General features: G+C 66.1%; 14 protein-coding genes. 5 read left to right on the plus strand and 9 right to left on the minus strand.

The window, feature by feature from the left end:
- The first annotated feature begins 4 nt into the window (after positions 1–4).
- Entirely contained in the window at positions 5–1,543 is a 1,539-nt protein-coding gene (locus HUTA_RS05615; protein WP_015788901.1) for an FGGY-family carbohydrate kinase, read from the plus strand.
- A gap of 6 nt (positions 1,544–1,549) precedes the next feature.
- On the opposite strand, the gene HUTA_RS05620 is transcribed toward HUTA_RS05615, so the two are convergent.
- The 3 genes from HUTA_RS05620 to HUTA_RS05630 all read right to left on the minus strand — a co-directional run bounded on the left by HUTA_RS05620 (position 1,550) and on the right by HUTA_RS05630 (position 7,012).
- Positions 1,550–3,589: a glycoside hydrolase family 127 protein gene (locus HUTA_RS05620; protein ID WP_015788902.1), complete on the minus strand. Its 2,040-nt coding sequence runs from the start codon at positions 3,587–3,589 to the stop codon at positions 1,550–1,552.
- 73 nt (positions 3,590–3,662) lie between these two features.
- Positions 3,663–5,174 (minus strand): alpha-N-arabinofuranosidase, encoded by a 1,512-nt coding sequence (locus HUTA_RS05625; RefSeq protein ID WP_015788903.1) that lies wholly within the window; start codon positions 5,172–5,174, stop codon positions 3,663–3,665.
- Between the two features lie 113 nt (positions 5,175–5,287).
- On the minus strand, positions 5,288–7,012 hold the full coding sequence (locus HUTA_RS05630) for a glycoside hydrolase family 97 protein (RefSeq protein WP_015788904.1): 1,725 nt from the start codon (positions 7,010–7,012) through the stop codon (positions 5,288–5,290).
- A gap of 136 nt (positions 7,013–7,148) precedes the next feature.
- Between HUTA_RS05630 and araA the strand changes: the two genes are divergently transcribed.
- Positions 7,149–8,636, plus strand: a complete 1,488-nt coding sequence (gene araA / locus HUTA_RS05635) for an L-arabinose isomerase (protein WP_015788905.1) — start codon at positions 7,149–7,151, stop codon at positions 8,634–8,636.
- Between the two features lie 25 nt (positions 8,637–8,661).
- Here araA and HUTA_RS05640 read toward each other — a convergent pair whose 3' ends face one another.
- Together HUTA_RS05640 and HUTA_RS05645 are read right to left on the minus strand one after the other, a co-directional pair.
- Positions 8,662–10,299 carry a GTPBP1 family GTP-binding protein gene (locus HUTA_RS05640; RefSeq protein ID WP_015788906.1) on the minus strand — a complete coding sequence of 546 codons (1,638 nt, stop codon included), beginning with the start codon at positions 10,297–10,299 and terminating at the stop codon, positions 8,662–8,664.
- Positions 10,300–10,410: 111 nt separating this feature from the next.
- On the minus strand, positions 10,411–11,109 hold the full coding sequence (locus tag HUTA_RS05645; protein WP_015788907.1) for a phosphoglycolate phosphatase: 699 nt from the start codon (positions 11,107–11,109) through the stop codon (positions 10,411–10,413).
- 124 nt (positions 11,110–11,233) lie between these two features.
- Here HUTA_RS05645 and HUTA_RS05650 point away from each other — a divergent pair, with 124 nt between their 5' ends.
- Complete coding sequence (locus tag HUTA_RS05650; protein WP_015788908.1) at positions 11,234–12,523, plus strand: TIGR00341 family protein; 1,290 nt, start codon at positions 11,234–11,236, stop codon at positions 12,521–12,523.
- An 86-nt stretch (positions 12,524–12,609) separates the two neighbouring features.
- Positions 12,610–13,353: an SIMPL domain-containing protein gene (locus HUTA_RS05655; RefSeq protein WP_015788909.1), complete on the plus strand. Its 744-nt coding sequence runs from the start codon at positions 12,610–12,612 to the stop codon at positions 13,351–13,353.
- A 31-nt stretch (positions 13,354–13,384) separates the two neighbouring features.
- Here the strand turns inward: HUTA_RS05655 and HUTA_RS05660 are convergent, their stop codons facing one another.
- From HUTA_RS05660 to HUTA_RS15540, 4 genes are all read right to left on the minus strand, one after another.
- Positions 13,385–14,353, minus strand: coding sequence for an NOG1 family protein (locus HUTA_RS05660; protein ID WP_015788910.1), 969 nt, complete (start codon positions 14,351–14,353; stop codon positions 13,385–13,387).
- 82 nt (positions 14,354–14,435) lie between these two features.
- Complete coding sequence (gene pan2 / locus HUTA_RS05665) at positions 14,436–15,659, minus strand: proteasome-activating nucleotidase Pan2 (protein ID WP_015788911.1); 1,224 nt, start codon at positions 15,657–15,659, stop codon at positions 14,436–14,438.
- Between the two features lie 80 nt (positions 15,660–15,739).
- Positions 15,740–17,530 (minus strand): oligoendopeptidase F, encoded by a 1,791-nt coding sequence (gene pepF / locus HUTA_RS05670; protein WP_015788912.1) that lies wholly within the window; start codon positions 17,528–17,530, stop codon positions 15,740–15,742.
- A gap of 43 nt (positions 17,531–17,573) precedes the next feature.
- The gene (locus tag HUTA_RS15540) at positions 17,574–17,720 is read right to left on the minus strand and encodes a hypothetical protein (RefSeq protein ID WP_015788913.1); all 147 of its coding nucleotides are present in this window, start codon (positions 17,718–17,720) and stop codon (positions 17,574–17,576) included.
- A 161-nt stretch (positions 17,721–17,881) separates the two neighbouring features.
- On the opposite strand from HUTA_RS15540, the gene HUTA_RS05675 reads away from it, so the two are divergent.
- A complete protein-coding gene (locus HUTA_RS05675) occupies positions 17,882–20,170 on the plus strand; it encodes a glycoside hydrolase family 3 N-terminal domain-containing protein (RefSeq protein ID WP_015788914.1) in 2,289 nt (762 codons plus the stop codon).
- Positions 20,171–20,188: the final 18 nt, after the last annotated feature.

Below are 20,188 nucleotides of genomic sequence, written 5' to 3' on the forward strand. Positions count from 1 at the left end.
TCCGATGGACGGACAATACCTCGTGGGGACGGACATCGGGACGAACAGCACGAAGACGATCCTGGTCTCGCCGGAAGGCGAGGTGCTGGGCACGGGCAATGCCGGCTACGAAGTCGAACAACCCGAACCGTCGTGGGCCCAGCAGTGGCCCGACGTCTGGGTCGAAGCCACCTACGACTCGATCCAGCAAGCCATCGACGAGGCCGAGGTCGATCCCAGCGAGATCCGCGGGATCAGCATCTCCAGCCTCTACGGCGGCGCGGGCGTCCCCCTCGATAGCGAGGGCGAACCGGTCTACCCCTGTCTCATCTGGATGGATCGCCGCGCGACCGACCAGGTCGAGTGGGTCAAGGAGAATGTCGACCTCGATCGGCTCTTCGAGATCACCGGCAACTACGTCGATTCGTATTACGGGTACACGAAGATCCGCTGGATCAAGGAACACGAGCCCGAGGTCTGGGACGACATCGAGAACTTCGTCCCGCCGAACAACTACGTCGAGTACGTCATGACCGACGAGCTGGCCGTCGATTACTCCTCGGCCGGCAACGTCGGCGGCGTCTTCGACATCCACGACCTGGCGTGGTCCGAGGAGGCCTGCGAGATGCTGGAGATCCCGATCGAGAAGTTCCCCGAACGGCTGGTTCCCACTGAGGAGATCGTCGGCGAGGTGACCGCCGATGCGGCCGAAGCGAGCGGGCTGCCGGAGGGAACGCCCGTCCTCGCTGGCGGCGTCGACGCGCCGATGGCGACGCTCGCCGCCGGTGCGTTCGAGGAGGGCGACAACGTGAGCATGATGGGCACCTCGACGTGCTGGGGGACCATCCACGAGGGTGCGGGCCTGGACCAGCAGCTCGTCTCGATGCCACACGTCGCCGAGGGCGAGGAAAAGATCTACACCTGGGGCGGGTCAGCCACGACTGGCGGGCTCATCGAGTGGTTCAAGGACGAGTTCGGCGGCCCCGAAGAGCAGGCCGGCGAACTCGTCGACGTCGATCCCTTCGAGTTGCTGAACATGAAAGCCGAAGAGATCCCGGCCGGCTCGGAGGGACTGGTCGCGCTGCCGTACTTCAAGGGTGAGCGCTCGCCCATCTGGGATCCGGACGCGCGCGGGATGTTCACCGGACTGTCGCTCTATCACGGCAAGTCCCACATGTACCGGGCGCTGATGGAGGCCGGCGGGTACAGCCTCCGGCACAACGTCGAGGTCGCCGAGGAGATCGGAATTCCGCTGAACGACGAGACCAGCGTCGTCGGCGGCGTTTCGAACTCCGAGCTCTGGATGCAGATCCTCGCGGACGTCACGGGCCGGCGGATGGAGGTGCCGGCCGGCGGCGTCGGCGCGCCGCTTGGCGACGCGCTGGTCGTCGGCGTCGGGACGGGACTGTTCGAGGACTACGACGTCGCCACCGAGTGGACCGAGACTGGTGAGGTGTACACGCCGGAGCCAGAGAACGTCGACACCTACGACGAGTACTACGACATCTACAAGCGACTCTATCAGAACACCAAAGACGAAATGCACGACCTCGCGCAGCTGTAGAGGCCCCTACGCTTCTCGCACCCAGACAGCCATCTCGCCGGGCTCGCGGTTGTCCCAGGCGTAGTAGGGGACGGCGGTGATCGACACGTTCTCCGTCGCAGTTTCGACAGCGGGCCGGTAGAGTTCATCGTCCCAGCCGTCGAGTGACGGCACCGTGGCCTCGCCGTCGAGGACGGTAACTCCGTCAAGCACGTCTTCGCGATGAGTCGCCGCGAAATCGGTCGTGGGATCGATCGCGTACTGGTGGAGCGGGCGGTCGTGATCGACGCCCTCCAGACAGTACACCAGCGGGCCGCGCGTCAGTGCCACGCGGCCGGCGTCGGCCGCGACGTCGGGGTGGGCTTCGAACACCTCGACGGACATCCCGAACTCGACGCTGATCTCGGCGTCGGCCCACTCCCGGTCGAGCGTGACGTACGTCGGCGCGTCCGCGGCGTCGACGGCCGTGTCGACCGCCTCGCCGTCGACCGCGATCGAGACATCCTCGGCCCAGCCGGGCACCCGGAGCCGGAGGGCGAACGTGGCTGGTTCCGCGGCGTCGATGTCGAGCGTGACGCTGCCCTCCCAGGGTAGATCGGAAACCTGGCTGATCGAGACGGCCGTCCCAGCGACCGATAGTTCGGCCCTCCCGCCGACGTACTGGTTGACGTAGAGCGCCTCGTCGTCGGTGGCGTAGAGATACCGTTCGAGCGAGGCGAGCAATCGCGCGACGTTCGGCGGACAGCACGCACAGTCGAACCACCCCTCCCGGTGGCTGTCACCGTCACTCGCGAGCGGGTTGTCGTAGAAGAACTCCCGCCCGTCGAGCGAGACGCCCGGCAGTACGGCATTATACAGCGTCCACTCGATCAGATCAGTGTACTTTGCGTCGCCAGTCGCTTCGAACAGGCGCTGGTTCCAGAAGATGCTCCCGATCGCCGCGCACGTCTCGGCGTAGGCCGTCTCGTTCGGCAGGTGATAATCGATCGTGAAGCGCTCGCCGGGGTGCTGGGAACCGATCCCACCGGTGACGTACATCCGTCGCGTCGTCATGTTCTCCCAGAGGTCATCGAGGTGGGCGAGCAGACCATCGTCGCCCGTCTCGGCGGCGACGTCGGTCGCGCCGGCGAAGTAGTACATCGCCCGGACGGCGTGGCCCTCGACGGCGTCCTGCTCCCGCAATGGGGCGTGGGCCTGGTTGTAACTCGCGTCGTACGGTTCGACCTCGGCGTCCTCCCACTCGTCGTTCTCCTCCGCAGCGTCGTCATTACCTCCCTCAGCGTCGTCATTGCCCTCCTCGGCGTCGCCATCGCTGTCGGCGTCTTCGTCGTCCGCCCCGATCTCACCGTCACCCTCCGCACCGCCCTCGTCGCCCTCCCACTCCTCGAGCGTCGCGATCTCCTCGCGGTGGTCGTTCTCCCACGCGAAGCGATCGGTCGTCCCGCGCACGTCGACGAAGTATGCCGCGAGGTCGCGATACCGGTCCTCGTCGGTCACGGCAGCGAGTTTGATCAGCGCGAGTTCGATCTCCTGGTGGCCCGGCGCGCCGTCGATCTGCTCGGGGAACATCTCGTCGACGTGATCGGCGAAGTCCCGCGCCACGTCGAGCAGGGTCTCCTTGCCGGTCGCGCGGTAGTGCGCGACCGCGGCCTCGATCAGGTGGCCCCCGCAGTACAGTTCGTGCATCGTGTTGAGGTTGCTCCAGCGTTTGTCGGGTACCTCCAGGTCGAAGTAGGTGTTGAGGTAGCCGTCGGCCCCCTGGGCATCGGCGATCAGATCGATCACCTCGTCGACGCGGGCTTCCAGGTCGTCGTCGTCCCGCGAGGCAAGGACGTAACTCGCCGCCTCGATCCACTTGTAGGCATCCGAATCCTGGAACCACATGCCGCTGTGCCCGCCGCGTTCGCCGTCGCGCACCCGCCGGAAATTGTCGAGGGTGCCCGCCGCCTCCAGTTGCTCGTACTGGTATTCGATCGTGACCTCGCGGTTGACCTCGCGTCGCGGCCGGAAGAACTCGTCGTCGATCGTGACGTCACCGATCGAGGGCGACTCCCGTGGGTCGTTCATGCTCTCGGCCAACACAGCGGACGGCAAAAACGCTTCCCACCGAGTCTGCCGAAACCACACGGAGGCGTCAGTATCAGGCGTCGAGGGTCAGCGCCACGACCGAACTCGCCGGGACCGTGACCTCGAACGTCCCGTCGCCGGTCGCCTCGACGTCGATCTCCTCGGGCGCGAACGCCGCCGCGTTGTCCTTCCGCGAGTACGCCTCGACGTCGGTGTCGGCGAACAGCACCGCGCTGTCGCGGACAGTTGCGCCATCGTCGTCGAGCGTAAGGGTGACGTCCTCGCTCTCCAGGGCCCGGTTCGACAGCGTCACATAGATCTCCTCGTCGTGCTCGGAGGCCGAGGCACTCACCAGCGGCACGTCGTATGGCTCGTCCTCGACCTCGTGGGCGTCGGTGTCGACCACCGTATCGAGGGCCGTCCCGCCGGCGTGGCCCTCGTAGAGGTCGAACACGTGATAGGTCGGGGTCGGCCAGGCGTCGTCCTCGTCGGTCTGGACCAGGCATTGCAGGACGTTGACCGTCTGGGCGATGTTCGCCATCGCGACGACGTCGGCCCGCTCGTGGAGGTCGTCGAAGACGCCGGCCGCCGAAATCGCGTCCCGGACCGTGTTCTCCTGTTCGAGGCCGTTGGTGTTGGTCGCCTCGGGGTGCCAGACGCCCCACTCGTCGACGACGATACTGATGTCGGATTCGGGGGCGTAGACCGACAGCGCGTCGACCGCATTGTCGACGTCACCCCCGACTTTGCGAGAGCGCGCGAGCAGTCGGAAGTACTCCTCGTCGTCGAAGTCCGTGTCGCTGCCCGCCTCGTAGTACCGGTGGACGGACATGTGCTCCATCAGGTCGTAGGGGCCTTCGGTGAAGCTCGCACACTCGTCGAGCGCGTCGAGGAATTTGCGGTTCCAGTCGTCGTGGATGTGCCCGACGGAGACGAGTTCGACGTCTTCCTCGCTCAGCAGGCCGTCGACGCTGCGGAGGTACGTGGCGAAGCGACGGAACTCCTCGGCGTATTGCTCCGGACTCATCCGGCCGCCACACCCCCAGTTCTCGTTGCCGACGCCCCAGAACTTCACGTCGTGAGGGTCGTCGCTGCCGTTTTCCGCACGGCGATTCGCGAGTTCGGTGTCGCCGTCGTAGTTACAGTACTCCAGCCAGTCGGCCGCCTCGCCGGGCGACCCGCTGCCGAGGTTGGCCGCGAGGTAGGGTTCGGCATCGAGCAGATCACAGACCCGCATGAACTCCTCCGTGCCGAACTCGTTGGGCTCTTCGGGGATGTCCGCACGTCCCTGCGTCCAGAAGGCGTTGCGGCGGGTCGGCCGCTCCTCGCGCGGGCCGATCCCGTCCTCCCAGTGGTAGTCGTCGGCGAAACAGCCGCCGGGCCACCGCAGGACAGGCATATCCAAATCCGCGAGAAGGTCGATCGTGTCCATGCGGACGCCGTCCTCGGTCGGGACCCGGTCGTCCTCACCGACCCACAGTCCGCCGTAAATGCACCGCCCGAGGTGCTCGGCGAAGTGGCCATAGAGGTTCGGGTCGATCTCGGCGATCGGTTCGCGCTGCTGGACGTGAATTGCAGAGCCCATAGCCTAGTCGAGCGGCCAATTCGTATTTATAAATTGTGTTCGAAGGAACGCAGCCGTCCGGCGGATTCGACGGGCGGTCCGTGGGGGGTTTCGACGGCGCGACACGGCGCGCCTCAGAGTCTCGCGACGAAGCCGCCGTGCTCGGCGACGGGGACCGACAGTGTCCCGCCCGGGGAGACATCCCGCTCGAACGCTTCGAGCCGGTCCCGGTCCCCTGCGTCGGTCGTGACGGTCGCCGTCGTCGAGGCGTCGAGGAACTCGAGATCGGGAAGGGATACCTCGACCGTCCGGGCGGGCCCGGCGGTGATCGACCCGATGAACCACTGCTCACCCCGCCGGCGGGCGAGCGTCGCCTCGCTTCCGGGATGACCGCCGAGGAAGACCGTCTCGTCCCACGCGGCGGGGACGGCCGCGAGCACGTCCTCGGCGAGCGGCTGGTCGGCGTAGGACTCGATGCTGTCGGCGAAGTGCTGGAGGCCCGACTCGTAGACGACCGACAGCGCGAGTTCGTGGCCCGCCGAGGTGAGTCGCCGCTCGGCCGAGAACGTGACCGGCGTGTAGTCCATCGGCCCCACCACGTTGCGGGTGAAGGGCAGGATGGTGTTGTGCTCGGGCGTGTTCGTGTCCCACTTGTAGTACTCAGCGCCGCGGACGCCCTCGTAGGTCATGATGTTGGGGTAGCGCCGCCGCAGGCCCGTCGGAACGGCCGAGCCGTGGAAGTTGACCGTGAGTTCGTATTCGGCGGCATCGGCGGCCAGATCAGCGTAGAACTGCATCCGCCCCTGGTCGTCGCTATCCATGAAGTCGACCTTGATCCCGGCGACGCCCCACTCGCTCCACCGGGATAGTCGCTGTTCACGCTTGCTCTCGGTGTTCAGATCGATGAAATTGGCCCAGAGTTCGACACCGATACCGCGCTCGTTGGCATACTCAACCAGGTCTGGGATCCACGCCTCATCCCACTCGAAGTCGACGAGGACGTACTCCCAGCCCCGCTCGGCAGCGTAGTCGACGTACTCCTGTTGGGTCTCGAGATCCCGCACTTGCGATCCGCTGGACCACCACGACCACGCGACGCGACCCGGTTCGACCCACTCGGGATCGAACGCCGGCCCCTCGATGAGGTCGGTCGGCAGCGTCGACTCGACGACGGTCGCGAGGTCGCCGACAATCGCGACACGCCACGGCGAGGTGACGGGGTCGTGGCCCCAGACGTGGGAGGTCGGACTCGCCTCGGGGAACGCGATGTCGACGCCGACCGGGTGGTCGTCGGCAGGGGTGAGTCGCCCGGCCATCCAGGTGCCGTCGACGCCGGCCTCAGCGATGAGTGCCCAGGACTCGCCGACGCGAAACAGTCCCGGGAGGTTGTACTCGCCCTCGAGGGCGGTCACGGGCGACTGGCAGCTGTGGCCCTCGTGGTTGGCCTGGTACTCCGATACCCAGGCGACTGCCCCGTCGGGGAACCGGAAGCCGGACTCGTCGCCGGGCAGGAGATACTGGTCGTGGTCGCCCTCGATGTGATACCGGTAGGCGACGCCGTCGGTCGCGACCCGGACCTGGAGGTCGACGGTCCCGCCGTCGCCCGCGAAGGTCAGCGTCGTCTCGGTCGCCAGATAGTGCGGGCTCGATTCCTTCCCGTGGGAGAGTTCGTAGGTCTCGTCGATCTCGGCTTGGGACTGCTCGCGCAGAGCGAAGTCGTCCGGGAACTGACCGTACGGCGTTCTGATGCCATACGGCGATGGATCGAGCACGCGAGTGCCGTCGTGGTTGAGCGAGATCGTCCCGTCAGGATCGACCTCGGCGGTGAGTTCGCCGGTCGGATCGGTGATCGTGACCATGCCCGCGGGGTTCACTCGACGGGATAATGAATCAGGGGGTGACGCGGTCGGGCGAAGGGTGGGCAACGCGGCCGGCCGCGTTCGTCCGCTCCCATCGATCATTTTTTACTCGCGGTCGTCCGATCTGTGACTATCTATGTCACCCATCCCGCACGGAACGGACTTCGATGACCTGGAAGTATGGTTCCTCACCGGGAGCCAGCACCTCTACGGCGAGGAGACGCTCGACCTCGTCGCGGAAGACGCTCGCGAGGTCGCCGCCGGACTCGACGATGACGACCGGATCCCGGTCAGCGTCGAATTCAAGTCAGTCCTGACGACGGCCGACGCCATCGAGTCGGTCGTCAGAGAAGCCAACGCCAGCGAGGACTGCATCGGCCTCATCACCTGGATGCACACCTTCTCGCCGGCGAAGATGTGGATCCGTGGCCTGCAGGCGCTGGACGTCCCCTTCGTCCACCTCCACACCCAGTTCAACCGCGAGTTGCCCTACGACGAGATCGACATGGACTTCATGAACGCCAATCAGTCCGCCCACGGCGGCCGCGAGTTCGGCCACATCGTCTCGCGACTCGACATCGACCGGAAGGTCGTCGTCGGCCACTGGGAAGACGACGACGTCCGCGAGCAACTCGACACCTGGGCTCGCGCGGCTGCCGCACGTCACGAACTCCGGGGCGCGAAGATCGCCCGCTTCGGCGACAACATGCGCGACGTCGCCGTCACCGAGGGCGACAAAGTGTCCGCCCAGATGGCCTTCGGCGCGAGCGTCGACGGCTACGGCCTCGGCGACCTCGTCGAATTCGTCGAGGACGTCACCGAGAGCGAGATCGACGATCTCCTCGAGGAGTACGACCAGCAGTACGAACTCGCAGCCGAACTCCAGGCCGACGGCGACCGACGCGATTCGCTCAGAGAGGCCGCACGCATCGAACTCGGAATCAGAGCCTTCCTCGAGGACGGCGAGTTCGTCGGCTTCACCACCACCTTCGAGAACCTGACCGGCCTGTCCCAGCTCCCCGGCCTCGCAGTCCAGCGGCTGATGGCCGACGGCTACGGCTTCGGCCCGGAGGGCGACTGGAAGTCGGCGCTGTTGACCCGGGCGATGAAAGTCATGGGCCAGGGACTGAATGGCGGCACATCGCTGATGGAACACTATACCTACGATCTTACCGAGGGCGACGAGAAGGTCCTCGGGGCCCACATGCTCGAGATCTGTGAGTCCATCGCCGGTGAGCAGCCACGCCTCGAGATCCACCCGCTCGACATCGGCGGCAAGGCCGACCCCGTGCGGGCGGTCTTCGACGCCGACACCGGTCCGGCGATCAACGCCTCGCTCGTCGACATGGGCGATCGCTTCCGGCTCATCACCAACGACGTCGAGTCGGTCGGGCCGGACGAACCGCTGCCCGAACTCCCCGTCGCGCGGGCGGTCTGGAAACCCGAGCCGGACTTCGAGACCGCCATCGAGGCGTGGATCAAGGCCGGTGGCGCCCACCACACAGGCTACAGCCAGGCCGTGACGAACGAGCACCTCGAAGACTTCGCGTCGATGACCGGGATCGAGCACCTCCACGTCGGCGCGGACACCGACATCGCGGACGTCGAGCGGAAACTCTCGTAGAACGACCGGAGTATCGAGAAACGCGTCACTCCACGCCGGTCACATCGGTCACTGTCCCGACGCCCTTCGAACGCCCCTCCCGGAAGACGAAGCGCTGACCTTCCTCGACCAGATACGGGCGGAACTTGAATCGAATGCGCGCCCGCCCGCTGTCGCCCGGAAGTAGCTGGCCGCCCTCGGGATAGAACGCGGCGGCCTCGCTGATTGTCTCTAAGTGCACCACGGGTTCGTAGCCCTCGCCGATCCGCGTCGGGTGGTTGAGCACCATCACCTCGGCCTCGAACTCCCGGACCGGTTGGGGATCGGTCTCGCGGGGCAGGAGGACCATCCCGCGTTCGACGTCCTGTTCCTCGACGCCCTTCAGCGCGATACCGACGATGCGGCCGGCCCGGCCCTCGTCGACGCGATGGTAGTGCATCTCGATCGAGCGGGCCACGACCTCCCGGAAGCTGCCGTCGGCCATCGGCCCCAACAGGAGTTCGTCGCCGGCCTCGACGCGGCCGGCGTTGATCGTCCCCGAGGCGACCGCGCCGACGCCGGTGACGTTGTAGCTCCGGTCGACGTACATCCGGAACTGGGCCGTCTCGTCGCCGCCGGTCTTGGGCAGTCGCTCGAAGAGTTCGTCTAAGGTGTCGAGTCCATCGCCCGTGACGGCGCTGGTCGTCACCACCGGGACGACAGTCTCGCTTATCTCCTCGATCGCGGCGTCGACGCCGTGGCGCTCGACCGGCAGCGGTGTCTTCTCGACGTCCCGCAGCAGGCGCTCGACCTCACGCTCGACTGTGGCGATCCGGTCCTCGTCGACCAGATCGGCCTTCGTGATGGCGACGATCGTCGGGAGTTCGGTCGCCAGCAGGATGCCCAGGTGCTCGCGAGTCGTCTTGGTGGGTCCGTCGTCGGCCGCCACGGTCAGCAGGCCGTAGTCGAGCTTCTGGCCGACGAGCCCGCGGATCGTGGTCCGGAGCCAGGGCTCGTGGCCGACGGTATCGACGAAGCTCACGAGGCGGTCGGCCTCCTCGACGATGCGGGCCCGATCGGTCTTCCGGTCGGGGTTGTCCATCCGGACGGGGCCGTCGTCGTCGAAGCCGTAGACGCCATACGAAAGATCGGCGGAAAGGCCGCGCTCGACCTCGTGGGGGCGAACATCCATGTACGAGCGCGTCCCGCCCTGGCCGTCGTCGGCCTGGCCCGTTACGAGCGAACCGACGAGCGTGCTCTTGCCGTGATCGACGTGGCCCGCGGTGCCGACGACGATGTGCTCGTCGTCGTCCATGACCGCCCCCTCCCGGATCGTCGCCACGCCGACGATCCCGCGCTCGCCGGACTGGCCGCGGACGGCATTGCCCTCCCCGTCGACCCCCCAGGTCTCGACATCCTCGATGTGCGCCCCGGCTTCGTCGGCGAGCAGCGAGAGGACATCCATCGATTCGGAGAACGCCTCGGGGTCGATACCAGCCAGGTTTCCATCGTCGGTGATCCCCACAACGTAGGTCGCCTCGCCGTCGCCGCTGAGGACGCGGTGGCGAAGCTGGGCGGCCAGACTTTCGAGGCGACCGTCGACGAGGTGGGTCTCGCGGGTGAGCCGCTCCTTGAACTCGACGCTGCCGCCCTCGCGCTCGCCGCGCTCGATCGCACGTTCGAGGACGGCCCGGTCAGGAGTCATGCGGATAGGTAACGCGGGTGTCCCCAAAAACCTTCCCCGGAAATCACCGCGCAGCGTCCCCGATAGGGGCGTTTGTGAATATATGACAATGGAGCGTATGATCGCGCGGAGTCACCACTCACCGGCGTCGACTCGATCGAGGGCTTCCAGAAAGCCATCGGCGAATTCCGCGTCCGTGACGTGGTCGGCCGCCGCGAGGGCCGCGTCGTCGGCGTTGGCGACCGCGATGGCCGTCCCGGCGGCCTCGAAGGTCGAGACGTCGTTGGTCGAGTCGCCCACGGCGACGAATTCCGTCGGCTCGTACCCAAGCGCGTCGGCGACCGTTTCCAGACCCTTTCCCTTGGTCATCGACGGGGACTTGACGTGGTAGGCGTACTGGGTGTCGACGACCTCCAGGCCGTGCTCGGCCGCAAGGTCTCGAAGCGGTTCGAGCGGCTGGTCACGGGCGGCGATCACCTCGGTCTCGCGCCACCGGTTGGGCAGGTCCGCCGGCCCCCACCCGAGGTCGTACCCGGCATCGACGTAGGCGTCGGCGACAGCCTGGGCCGCCTCGCGGTCACCGTGGACGCCGAGTTCGTCGGTCGCGTCGACGAACGTGACGCCGCCGTTCTCGGCGATGACAGTCCGCTCGATGCCGAGGTAGTTCGCGAGTGCGATCGGGAAGGGGAGGACCTTGCCCGTCGCGAGTACGACCGGGCCGTCCCATTCCCGGAGGGCGGTCCCCATCCGGGGATCGAGACGTAATTCGTCGTCGGTCAGCGTCCCGTCGACGTCCGTCACCAGCGGGGGCGCGCTACCGGATTCAGCCATGTATTCCCGTCGCGTCTCCGGGGATTTCCAGGTTGCGTTTCGACCCCCGGCCGGCGAGCAAATGGTGTCCCGACAGCCGCCAGCGACCCAACCTTTCATTTCCATCGCCGACGAGGCTCCGAGTGTGCGACTCGTTCAGGTCACGATTCCCGCCGGCAAACGCGAGGCGGTCGAAGCGGCACTCGAGGAGGTCGACGTCGATTACGTCCTCACCGACGAGACCAGCGGCCGGGAGTACACCGCCGTGGCGTACATTCCGCTGCCGACCAACGCCGTCGAGCCGGTCTTAGAGCGACTTCGCGAGGCGGGCATCGACGAACAGGCCTACACGGTCGTCGTCGAAGCCAACACCGTCATCTCAAGGCGGTTCGAGGAACTCACGGATCGCTACGCCGAGGAGAAAAGCGAGGAACGCATCGCCCGGGAGGAACTCACCTCCAAGGCCGCGGACCTCGCGCCGGCGACCTGGAGTTACGCCATCCTTACCGTTGTCTCCGCCGTGATCGCGACCGCCGGCCTCCTGCTGGACTCGCCGGCGGTCATCGTAGGCTCGATGGTGATCGCCCCGCTGATCGGGCCCGCGATGGCCGCAAGCGTCGGGACCGTCGTCGACGACCAGGGGCTGTTCCGGCGGGGCATCGGCCTGCAGATCGCGGGGCTGGGGCTGGCCGTGCTGAGCGCGGCCGCGTTCGCGTTCGTAGTCAAAAACCTGTTTCTCGTCCCGCCCGGACTCGACGTGACCGAGATTCCGGCCGTCCGCGAGCGACTCCTGCCGGATTTCCTCTCGCTGGTCGTCGCGCTGGGTGCCGGGGTCGCGGGCGTCGTCAGCCTCTCGACGGGCGTCTCGACGGCACTGGTCGGCGTCATGATCGCCGTCGCGTTGATCCCGCCCGCCGCGACAGTCGGCATCGGCATCGCGTGGGGGCTGCCAGCCGTCAGCCTCGGATCGGGCATTCTGACGCTCGTGAACGTCCTCTCGATCAACCTGGCCGCGCTGGCGGTGCTTTGGTACCTGGGCTACCGGCCGACCCACTGGTTTCGTGAGGACGACGCCCGGTCGAGCACGCTCAAGCGCGTCCTCGCACTCGTGGCTGCGATCGCTGTCCTGTCGGTCTTTCTGGGCGGGGTGACCTACGACACGTACACGCGAGCCACTGTCGACGGCCAGATCGACGAGGCAGTCCGGGAAGTGGTCGAAGAGACGCCGGGGTCGACGGTCCACTCGATCTCGACCGAACGGACCGGTGGACTGTTCTTCCAGCAACCCGAGCGGATCGTCATCACGGTCGGCGTGCCGCCCGGCGAGTCACCGCCGGCGCTCCACGACAGCCTCGACGACCGCCTCGACACGCGTCTCGACCGGGACGTGACTACCGAATTGCGATACGTGGCGACCGAAGTCGCCGCCGGCTGAGGCCGGTCGGAGGGGGCCGGGCCGCTCAAACGAGCGTTTGAACGTTCGATTGGACTATATGTTCTCCGGGTGTGGGATCACCTGTAATGCAACTCAATAGATCGACCCTCCTGGTGGCCGCCGTGGCGGTGTTGTTGCTCGCTGCGGTGGGCGCTGCGACGGCCGTCACGCCCGAAGCACAGCCTGACCAGCCAGCCAAACAGATCGACGTCGCCGGATCAGCGGAAGTTTCAGCCCAGCCGGATCAAGCCGTGCTCCGACTCGGCGTCGTTGCAACTGCCGAGGATGTCCAGACCGCCCGCGATCAGGTCGCCGAGAACCTCACCGCCGTCCGTACCGCACTGACTGAACTGAACGTCTCCGAGGATCAGATCGAGACGGGATACTACGACGTCGGCGAGGTTCACCAGCGTCCCGAAACCGAGAAGACAACCGAGTACCGCGCGATCCACACGCTCGAAGTCACGCTCGATGATACCGAGCGTGTCGGCGACGTGATCGACACTGCCATCGACAGCGGTGCCAACCGCGTCGACGGCGTCTCCTTTACGCTCTCAGAGGAGCGGCGCCACGAGCTTCGCCAGGACGCCCTCGAAAAGGCGATGGATCGAGCGCGAACGGACGCGGACACGCTGGCGAACAGTTCCGGGCTGCACGTCATCGGTGCGTCCTCGATAAGCGCCAGTGACGTCAGCGTCAGTCCCTACCGCGTCGAGGAAACTATGATGACCGCCGATGCCGCAGGCGGGTCAGCCTCGACCACGATCGAGAGCGGTCCTGTCGACGTCACTGCGTCGGTTCAGGTCGTCTATAACGCGACCAGCGCCTGAGAACGCTGACGACCGGCCCGCCACAAACCGCTTATTCTTCGAAGGGAAGTTCGGGTTCGTACCCGACAGCGTCGATCGCCGCGTCGAGGACACCCTCAACGTTGTCGTCCTCGGTAACGCTCATGTAGTGGTCGGCCGCGACGTCCCGCGAGCGATCGGCCTTGTTACAGACCGTCAATACGGGCGCGTCGCCGAACCGGGAAGCGATGTCGTCTCTGAGTTCGAGTTGGACGTCGATCGGGAAGCCACACTCGCCGCTGGCGTCGACCATCACGAGGACGGCATCGGCGAGGTGTTCGAGCGCACTCACGGCCTGGGCTTCGATCGCGTTGCGCTCCGCCGGCGGGCGATCGAGCAGGCCCGGCGTATCCACCAGTTGATAGCGGATATGATCGCGCTCAATGTGGCCGACGTGAATCTGGGTGGTCGTGAACGGATAGGCGGCGATCTCGTTGTCGGCCCGCGTCACGCTGTTGACGAACGAGGACTTCCCGACGTTCGGGTAGCCCGCGATGACGATCACCGGTTCGTCGGGTTTGATATCCGGCAGTTTTCGAAGCTCCTGGCGGGCATCGGCCAGCGCCGCGAGGTTCTCGTCCACCTGACGGGTGATGTCGGCCAGGCGGGCGAACGCCTGCTTGCGGAGTTTGCGCGCGCCGTCGACGTCGACGCCCCGAAGCCGGGACTGGTACTCGTCACGGATGTCGCTGGTCTTGCGACTCGCCCACGTCACTTCCGAAAGGTGCTGGCGTAACTCGTCAACACCGTGTTCGGCGTCGGCGAGTTCGCGGTAGAACGGGTCGAGAGTGTCGAAGTCGGGCCATTGGGTGACGACGTTCTCGAGGTTGTCCGAGAGGACGTTCGCGGCGGTCTGGAGCATCGACTGCTGGGCGTCGTGACCGGACTTGGCCCGGCCGGCCCGGGCGGCCCGCGAGAACGCCTGGTCGATGAGTTCCTCCGACGTGGGAGTCGTCGGGAGGGTCTCGAAGGGATGGCTCATTAGGGCGGGATAGACCGTCTGGGGGTAAAAGGGCGTTCTTCCGCGTGTTCGGGTTACCGGACGCAGTGAGAGATGCCGTCCACTATTGGAACATGACTGGCGTACCGACGCTGTCCTCGTCAGCTTCCCGGACCTTCTCGATGGCGTCTTCGAAGTCGGCCTCGGTGACTTCGGTCCGGGTGTCCCGGATCGCGAACATCCCGGCCTCGGTCGTGAGGCTCTCGATTTCTGCGCCGGTCATGCCCTCGGTCTCGGCGGCGATGGTCCCGAGATCGACCGAATCGGCGAGGTTCATCTCGCGGGTGTGAATCTCCAGGATGCGTTCCCGGCCCTCGACGTCGGGTTCGGGCACTTCGATGAGGCGATCGAAGCGGCCGGGCCGGAGGATTGCCCGATCGAGCATGTCAAAGCGGTTGGTCGCGGCGATGATGCGGATTTCACCGCGGTCGTCGAAGCCGTCCATCTCCGAGAGCAGTTGCATCATCGTCCGCTGGACCTCGGCGTCGCCGGAGGTCTTTGAGTCCGTCCGTTTCGAGGCAAGGGCGTCGATCTCGTCGATGAAGATGATTGCCGGCTCGCGTTCCGCGGCGAGTTCGAAGAGATCGCGGACGAGTTTCGCGCCCTCGCCGATGAACTTCCGGACGAGTTCGGAGCCGGCCATCTTGATGAACGTCGCGTCGGTCTGGTTGGCGACGGCTTTGGCCAGCATCGTCTTGCCCGTCCCCGGCGGGCCGTGCAGGAGGACGCCACTCGGCGGGTCGATCCCGACCTCGCGGAACTGCTCGGCGTTGAGCAGCGGTTCCTCGACGGCTTCCCGGACTTCCCGGATCTGTGCCTCGAGGCCGCCGATGTCGTCGTAGGTGACCTCGGGACTGCCATCGACCTGCATGGCCTGCGCGCGGGAGTCCGTCTCGGCTGAGAGCGTCGCCTTGAGGTTGAACGAATCGTTGATGGCGACCCGGTCACCGGCCTCGACCTCGTCGACGAGACCCGAGGGCAACTCGGTCAGCACCTCCTGGTTGTTGCCGTGCTGTCTGACGATCACGCCGTCGTCGGTCACCTCCTCGGCGGTCGCGATATACAGCGAAGCGGTCTTCAGCGCCTGGTTCTCGCGCTCGAGGGTGTCGACATCCTCGACGAGCGAGCGCTGTGTTTCCTGGGCGGCGTCGAGTTTTTGCTGTAGCTGTTCGTTCACGCGAACGACCTTCGCGTAGTGTTCCTCGAGTGCTGCGAGTCGTTCGGACGGCGACATCTCGGGATCGAGATCGAGCGTCGGGCGATCCGGCAGCGAGGGACTGCGGGACATCTGACACCCATATCTACTCCGCGCGAGAAAAAGTGCCTTTGGGTCGCGGGGTTTGCATGGGATTTGCTACCAATTGTCGATCACAGCAGATCGGCCATCCGATCGAGTGCGTCGTCGTACTCGGCGATGGCGTCCTCGATCGGGTCGGCAGTGGTCATGTCGACGCCGGCGGTCTGGAGCAATTCGAGTGGGTACTCGCTCGATCCGCTTTCGAGGAACGTCCGATAGCGCTCGGCCGCCGGGTCCCCCTCCTCGGCGATGGACTGGGCGATCGCGACGGCCGCGGAAATCCCCGTCGCATACTGATAGACGTAAAAGGCACGATAGAAATGGGGGATGCGCATCCACTCGCGGACGATCCGGTCGTCGATCTCACCCGGCGCGTAGTAGTCACCCTTGAGTTCGCCATAGAGGTCATCAAGGCGATCGGGCGTTAGTGGCTCGCCGGCCTCACTCATCTCGTGGGCGCGGTGTTCGAACTCCGCGAACATGGTCTGGCGATACAGCGTCGACCGGAAGCGTTCAAGATACGTATCCAGCACGTGCCGACGGAGTCGATCATCCTCGACAGTGTCAAGCAGGTGTCGGGTCAGCAAGGCCTCGTTGACCGTCGAGGCGACCTCGGCGACGAAGATCTCGTAGCCCGAATAGACGTAGGGCTGTGCCTCGCTCGTGTACTCCGAATGGAGCGAGTGGCCGAGTTCGTGGGCCAGCGTGTACATCGACTCGACATCGTCCTGATAGTTCATCAGGATGAACGGCTGGGAATCGTAGGTCCCCCCGGAGTAGGCCCCCGATTGCTTGCCGCGTGTCTCGTAGACGTCCACCCATCGCGAGTCGAGGCCCTCGGCGACGCGGGACTGGTACGCCTCACCGAGCGGCGCGAGGGCGTCGACGACGTACTCGCAAGCCTGCTCGTACTCGATCTCGGGGCTCTCGGTCTCGGTCAGCGGGACGTAGAGATCCCACATCGCCAACTCCTCGCCGTCGGTGTGCTCGCGCTTGAGTTCGGCGTGACGGTGGAGCGGATCGAGGTTCCCACGGACGGTCTCGACCAGCGTGTCGTAGACGTCGGTCGGAACGTTCGGCCCGTCGAGGGCAGCCTCGCGTGCCGTCTCGTAATTGCGCGCCTGGGCGATCTTCGAGTCAGTCTTGACCGCGTTCTTGTAGGCCGACCCGACGGCGTTGCGCACGTCTTCCCACTCGTCGTAAAACCCCTCGTAGACCTCGCGGCGGAACTGCCGGTCCTGGCGCTTCTGGAGCGTCGTGAAGTTGTTGAGCGTGATCTCGACGGCTTCTCCCTGGGAATCCTCCACCGTCGGGAACGACATATCAGCGTTCGTCAGCATGTCGTAGACGTCCCCGGCCGCACCGGTGACCTCGCTCAGATCCGCCAGGAGAGACTCGACTTCCGTCGAGCGGGTGTGCGGTTTCATCCGCAGCACGTCGTCGAAGTAGTGCTCGTATTCCTCGAGTGCAGGCTCGGCCTCGATCATCGCCTCGACCTCGTCGCGGTCGAGATCCTGGATCTCGGGGTCGAGAAAGCTCGCGGCACTCGACGCGTCGGCCGACAGCGATCGCGCGCGGGCAAAGAGAGCCTTCGCGTCGTCGTCGCGGGTATCCTCGTCCTGCCGCATCCGGGCGTAGGAGACAACGTTCGAAACGGTACGCATCAGCGCTTCGTAATCTTCAAGCACCGATAGCAGCGTCTCGGCGTCCTCGGTCGCCTGCCCTTCGTAACTCGCGACGACCTCGGTCAGCTCGTTGGCCTCCTCGAAAGCAGTCTCCCACTCGTCGGTATCGGCATACAGCGACGCCAGATCCCACTTGTACTCCTCGTCGATCTCGCTTCGCTCGGGTACAGTACTCACGACCGCCGCATAAGACGGGCGGGCGCTAAAACGTTCGGGGCCGCTACGGCGTGGGATCGACTGTCAGATCGGTCGCGATCCAGCCGTCGGGATTGCCCTCTTCGGTGAAGACTGTCCGGTCGGGCGACGATTGGAAGGACTGAACCGCCGTCGACGCCTCGCGATCGGGGCCAGCGTCGGATCGTGGCATTACTTCCCCGTAGGAGACTGGGTAGTCTTATGTGTTTTGGCTAGCCTAAAACAGTGAGAACGGTCGGCTGGCGAGGGGCCATCGGCTGGTATCCGATCGGGGCACGGGGATCGCCCCCGGAGGGTCGAAGCATTAACACGCCGGCGAGTGAAGGGCGGGCCATGGACGAAGACCGGCCAACAGACGAGGATCTGTCGATGAACGACGATCCACCGTACATGGATTCGAACCGGTCCACCGGGGATCGGATCGAAGACCTGCTCTCGCGCATGACGCCCGCGGAGAAAGTCGGCCAGCTCGTCGGCACGGCACCGACGCTCCGACCAGGTCGTGAAACTGTCTCGGGCATCGCCGAGGCTGTCACCGAGCACCACCTCGGCGCGGTCTCGCCGTTCGGTCACGGCGGCTCCCCCTGGGAGACCCCAGCGGAGTGCGTCGAGGTCGCGAATGCGCTCCAGCGCGAGGCCATCCAGAACACCAGACTCGGTATCCCGGTACTGTTCTACGTCGACGCCGACCACGGCCACGGGTTCGTGAAGGGTACCACCGTCTTCCCACATAACCTCGGCATGGCCGCAACCCGCGATCCCGCTCTCGTCGAACGGGCGGCGAGCGTCACCGCGACTGAAGTCGCCGCGACCGGCGCACACCAGAACCTCAATCCGGTCGCCGACGTGGGGCGTGAGGCCCGCTGGGGCCGCATCTACGAGACCTTCGGCGAGAGTCCCTCCCTCTGCGCGTCGATGAGCGCGGCCGCCGTTCGGGGCTATCAAGGCGACGATATCGGTGACGAAGGGAACGTGATCGCGACGCCGAAACACTTCCCGGCCTACAGCGATCCAGTCCGGGGCGAGGACGGCTCGCCGGTCGACGTCTCCGAGTACACCCTCCGGCGGGTGTTCCGACCGCCGTTCGAGGCTGCGATCGACGCCGGCGCGGGCTCGATCATGCCCGCGTACAACGAACTCAACGGGTATCCCGTCCACGGCTCGACGGAGTATCTGGAAGGCTGGCTCCGGGGAGAACTGGATTTCGATGGGTACGTCGTCTCGGACTGGAACGGCATCAACATGCTCCATCACGACCACCGGACCGCCCGCTCGATGGACGAAGCCGTCTGGCAGGCGACGACCGCCGGCGTCGACGTCGCGAGCGTCGGCGGGGTCGAACACGCCGAGCGATTGCTCGATCTGCTCGAATCGGGGGATCTCTCCGAGAACCGGATCGACGAGAGCGTCCGGCGCGTCCTCGAAGCGAAGTTCCGGCTGGGGCTGTTCGAGGACCCCTACGTCGAGGCGGACCGGGTCGAGCAGGTCGGAACCGACGACCACCGCGCGGTCGCTCGCGAGGCCGCCCGCGAGTCGATGACGTTGCTCCGGAACGAAGACGAGGTGCTCCCGCTCGATGCAAGTCTCGACTCGATCGCTGTCCTCGGCCCGAACGCCGACAACCTCCGCAACCAGTTCGGTGGCTGGAGCACCATCTCCGAGCCCGAACCACCGGGGACGACCATTCGCGAGGGGATCGAGCGGGCCGTTCCAGTCGAAACGACGGTCCGGTACGAACAGGGCGCGTCGATGACCGAGACCGTCGATCTCGACGCTGCCCGCGAAGCTGCAGACGCGAGCGAGGCCGCCGTGGTCGTCGTCGGCGAGACCGGGTATCGCCACGAGTTCCACCGCAGCGAAACCGACCGCGGCGAGTTCCCGACCCGATCAGAACTCGAACTTCCCGAGGCACAGCGTGAGTTGCTCGGGGCGGTCCGAGAAACCGGAACGCCGACCGTCGCCGTCTTCGTCGCCGGCCGCCCGCTCGCCATGGAGTGGACGGCCGAGCACGTGCCGGCGATCCTGTTCGCCTACCTGCCCGGCTCAGAGGGCGGGAACGCAGTCGCCGACGTGCTCTTCGGCGACGCGGACCCCGGCGGGTCGCTGCCGGTCTCGATTCCGCGGTCGAGTGGTCACCTGCCGACCCATTTCGACTACCGCCCACACCCCCATCCCATCGAAGGCAGCCCCCGCGAGGAGAACCCGCGCCCGCCGGAGCATCCCGAGACATACGATCCGCTGTTTCCATTCGGCCACGGCCTGAGCTACGCGGCCTTCGAGGCCGGCGAGCTGTCGGTGTCGACGGAGCGGGTCGGCCCGGAGGGAAGTCTCACGACGACCGTCGCGGTCGAAAACGTCAGCGACCGAGGGGGATCGACGACGCTGCACCTCTATGGGACCGACGAGTTCAGTTCCCGGGTAACGCCCGTCCGGGAACTGGTCGGCTTCCAGCGGGTCGAGCTAGCGGCCGGCGAAGGGACCGAAGTGACCTTCGAGATCAACTTGGCGGATCTGGGTGTCCTCACGGAGAACGGTGAGCGGCGCGCGGAAGCCGGATCTATTACGCTGTCGTGCGCTGGCGAGTCCGTCGAAGTCGTCGTCGAGGGCCGATTCGACCGCTGAGACGAAAATTTGGGACGC

Origin of the sequence: Halorhabdus utahensis DSM 12940 (genome assembly GCF_000023945.1) — an archaeon.
Taxonomy (GTDB): Archaea; Halobacteriota; Halobacteria; order Halobacteriales; family Haloarculaceae; genus Halorhabdus; species Halorhabdus utahensis.

Bases quoted from the DNA above. Each gene is read 5' to 3' on its own strand.
- HUTA_RS05615 (WP_015788901.1), top strand. From the start codon at position 5: ATGGACGGACAATACCTCGTGGGGACGGACATCGGGACGAACAGCACG.
- HUTA_RS05620 (WP_015788902.1), bottom strand. From the start codon at position 3,589: ATGAACGACCCACGGGAGTCGCCCTCGATCGGTGACGTCACGATCGAC.
- HUTA_RS05625 (WP_015788903.1), bottom strand. From the start codon at position 5,174: ATGGGCTCTGCAATTCACGTCCAGCAGCGCGAACCGATCGCCGAGATC.
- HUTA_RS05630 (WP_015788904.1), bottom strand. From the start codon at position 7,012: ATGGTCACGATCACCGATCCGACCGGCGAACTCACCGCCGAGGTCGAT.
- araA (WP_015788905.1), top strand. From the start codon at position 7,149: ATGTCACCCATCCCGCACGGAACGGACTTCGATGACCTGGAAGTATGG.
- HUTA_RS05640 (WP_015788906.1), bottom strand. From the start codon at position 10,299: ATGACTCCTGACCGGGCCGTCCTCGAACGTGCGATCGAGCGCGGCGAG.
- HUTA_RS05645 (WP_015788907.1), bottom strand. From the start codon at position 11,109: ATGGCTGAATCCGGTAGCGCGCCCCCGCTGGTGACGGACGTCGACGGG.
- HUTA_RS05655 (WP_015788909.1), top strand. From the start codon at position 12,610: ATGCAACTCAATAGATCGACCCTCCTGGTGGCCGCCGTGGCGGTGTTG.
- HUTA_RS05660 (WP_015788910.1), bottom strand. From the start codon at position 14,353: ATGAGCCATCCCTTCGAGACCCTCCCGACGACTCCCACGTCGGAGGAA.
- pan2 (WP_015788911.1), bottom strand. From the start codon at position 15,659: ATGTCCCGCAGTCCCTCGCTGCCGGATCGCCCGACGCTCGATCTCGAT.
- HUTA_RS15540 (WP_015788913.1), bottom strand. From the start codon at position 17,720: ATGCCACGATCCGACGCTGGCCCCGATCGCGAGGCGTCGACGGCGGTT.
- HUTA_RS05675 (WP_015788914.1), top strand. From the start codon at position 17,882: ATGGACGAAGACCGGCCAACAGACGAGGATCTGTCGATGAACGACGAT.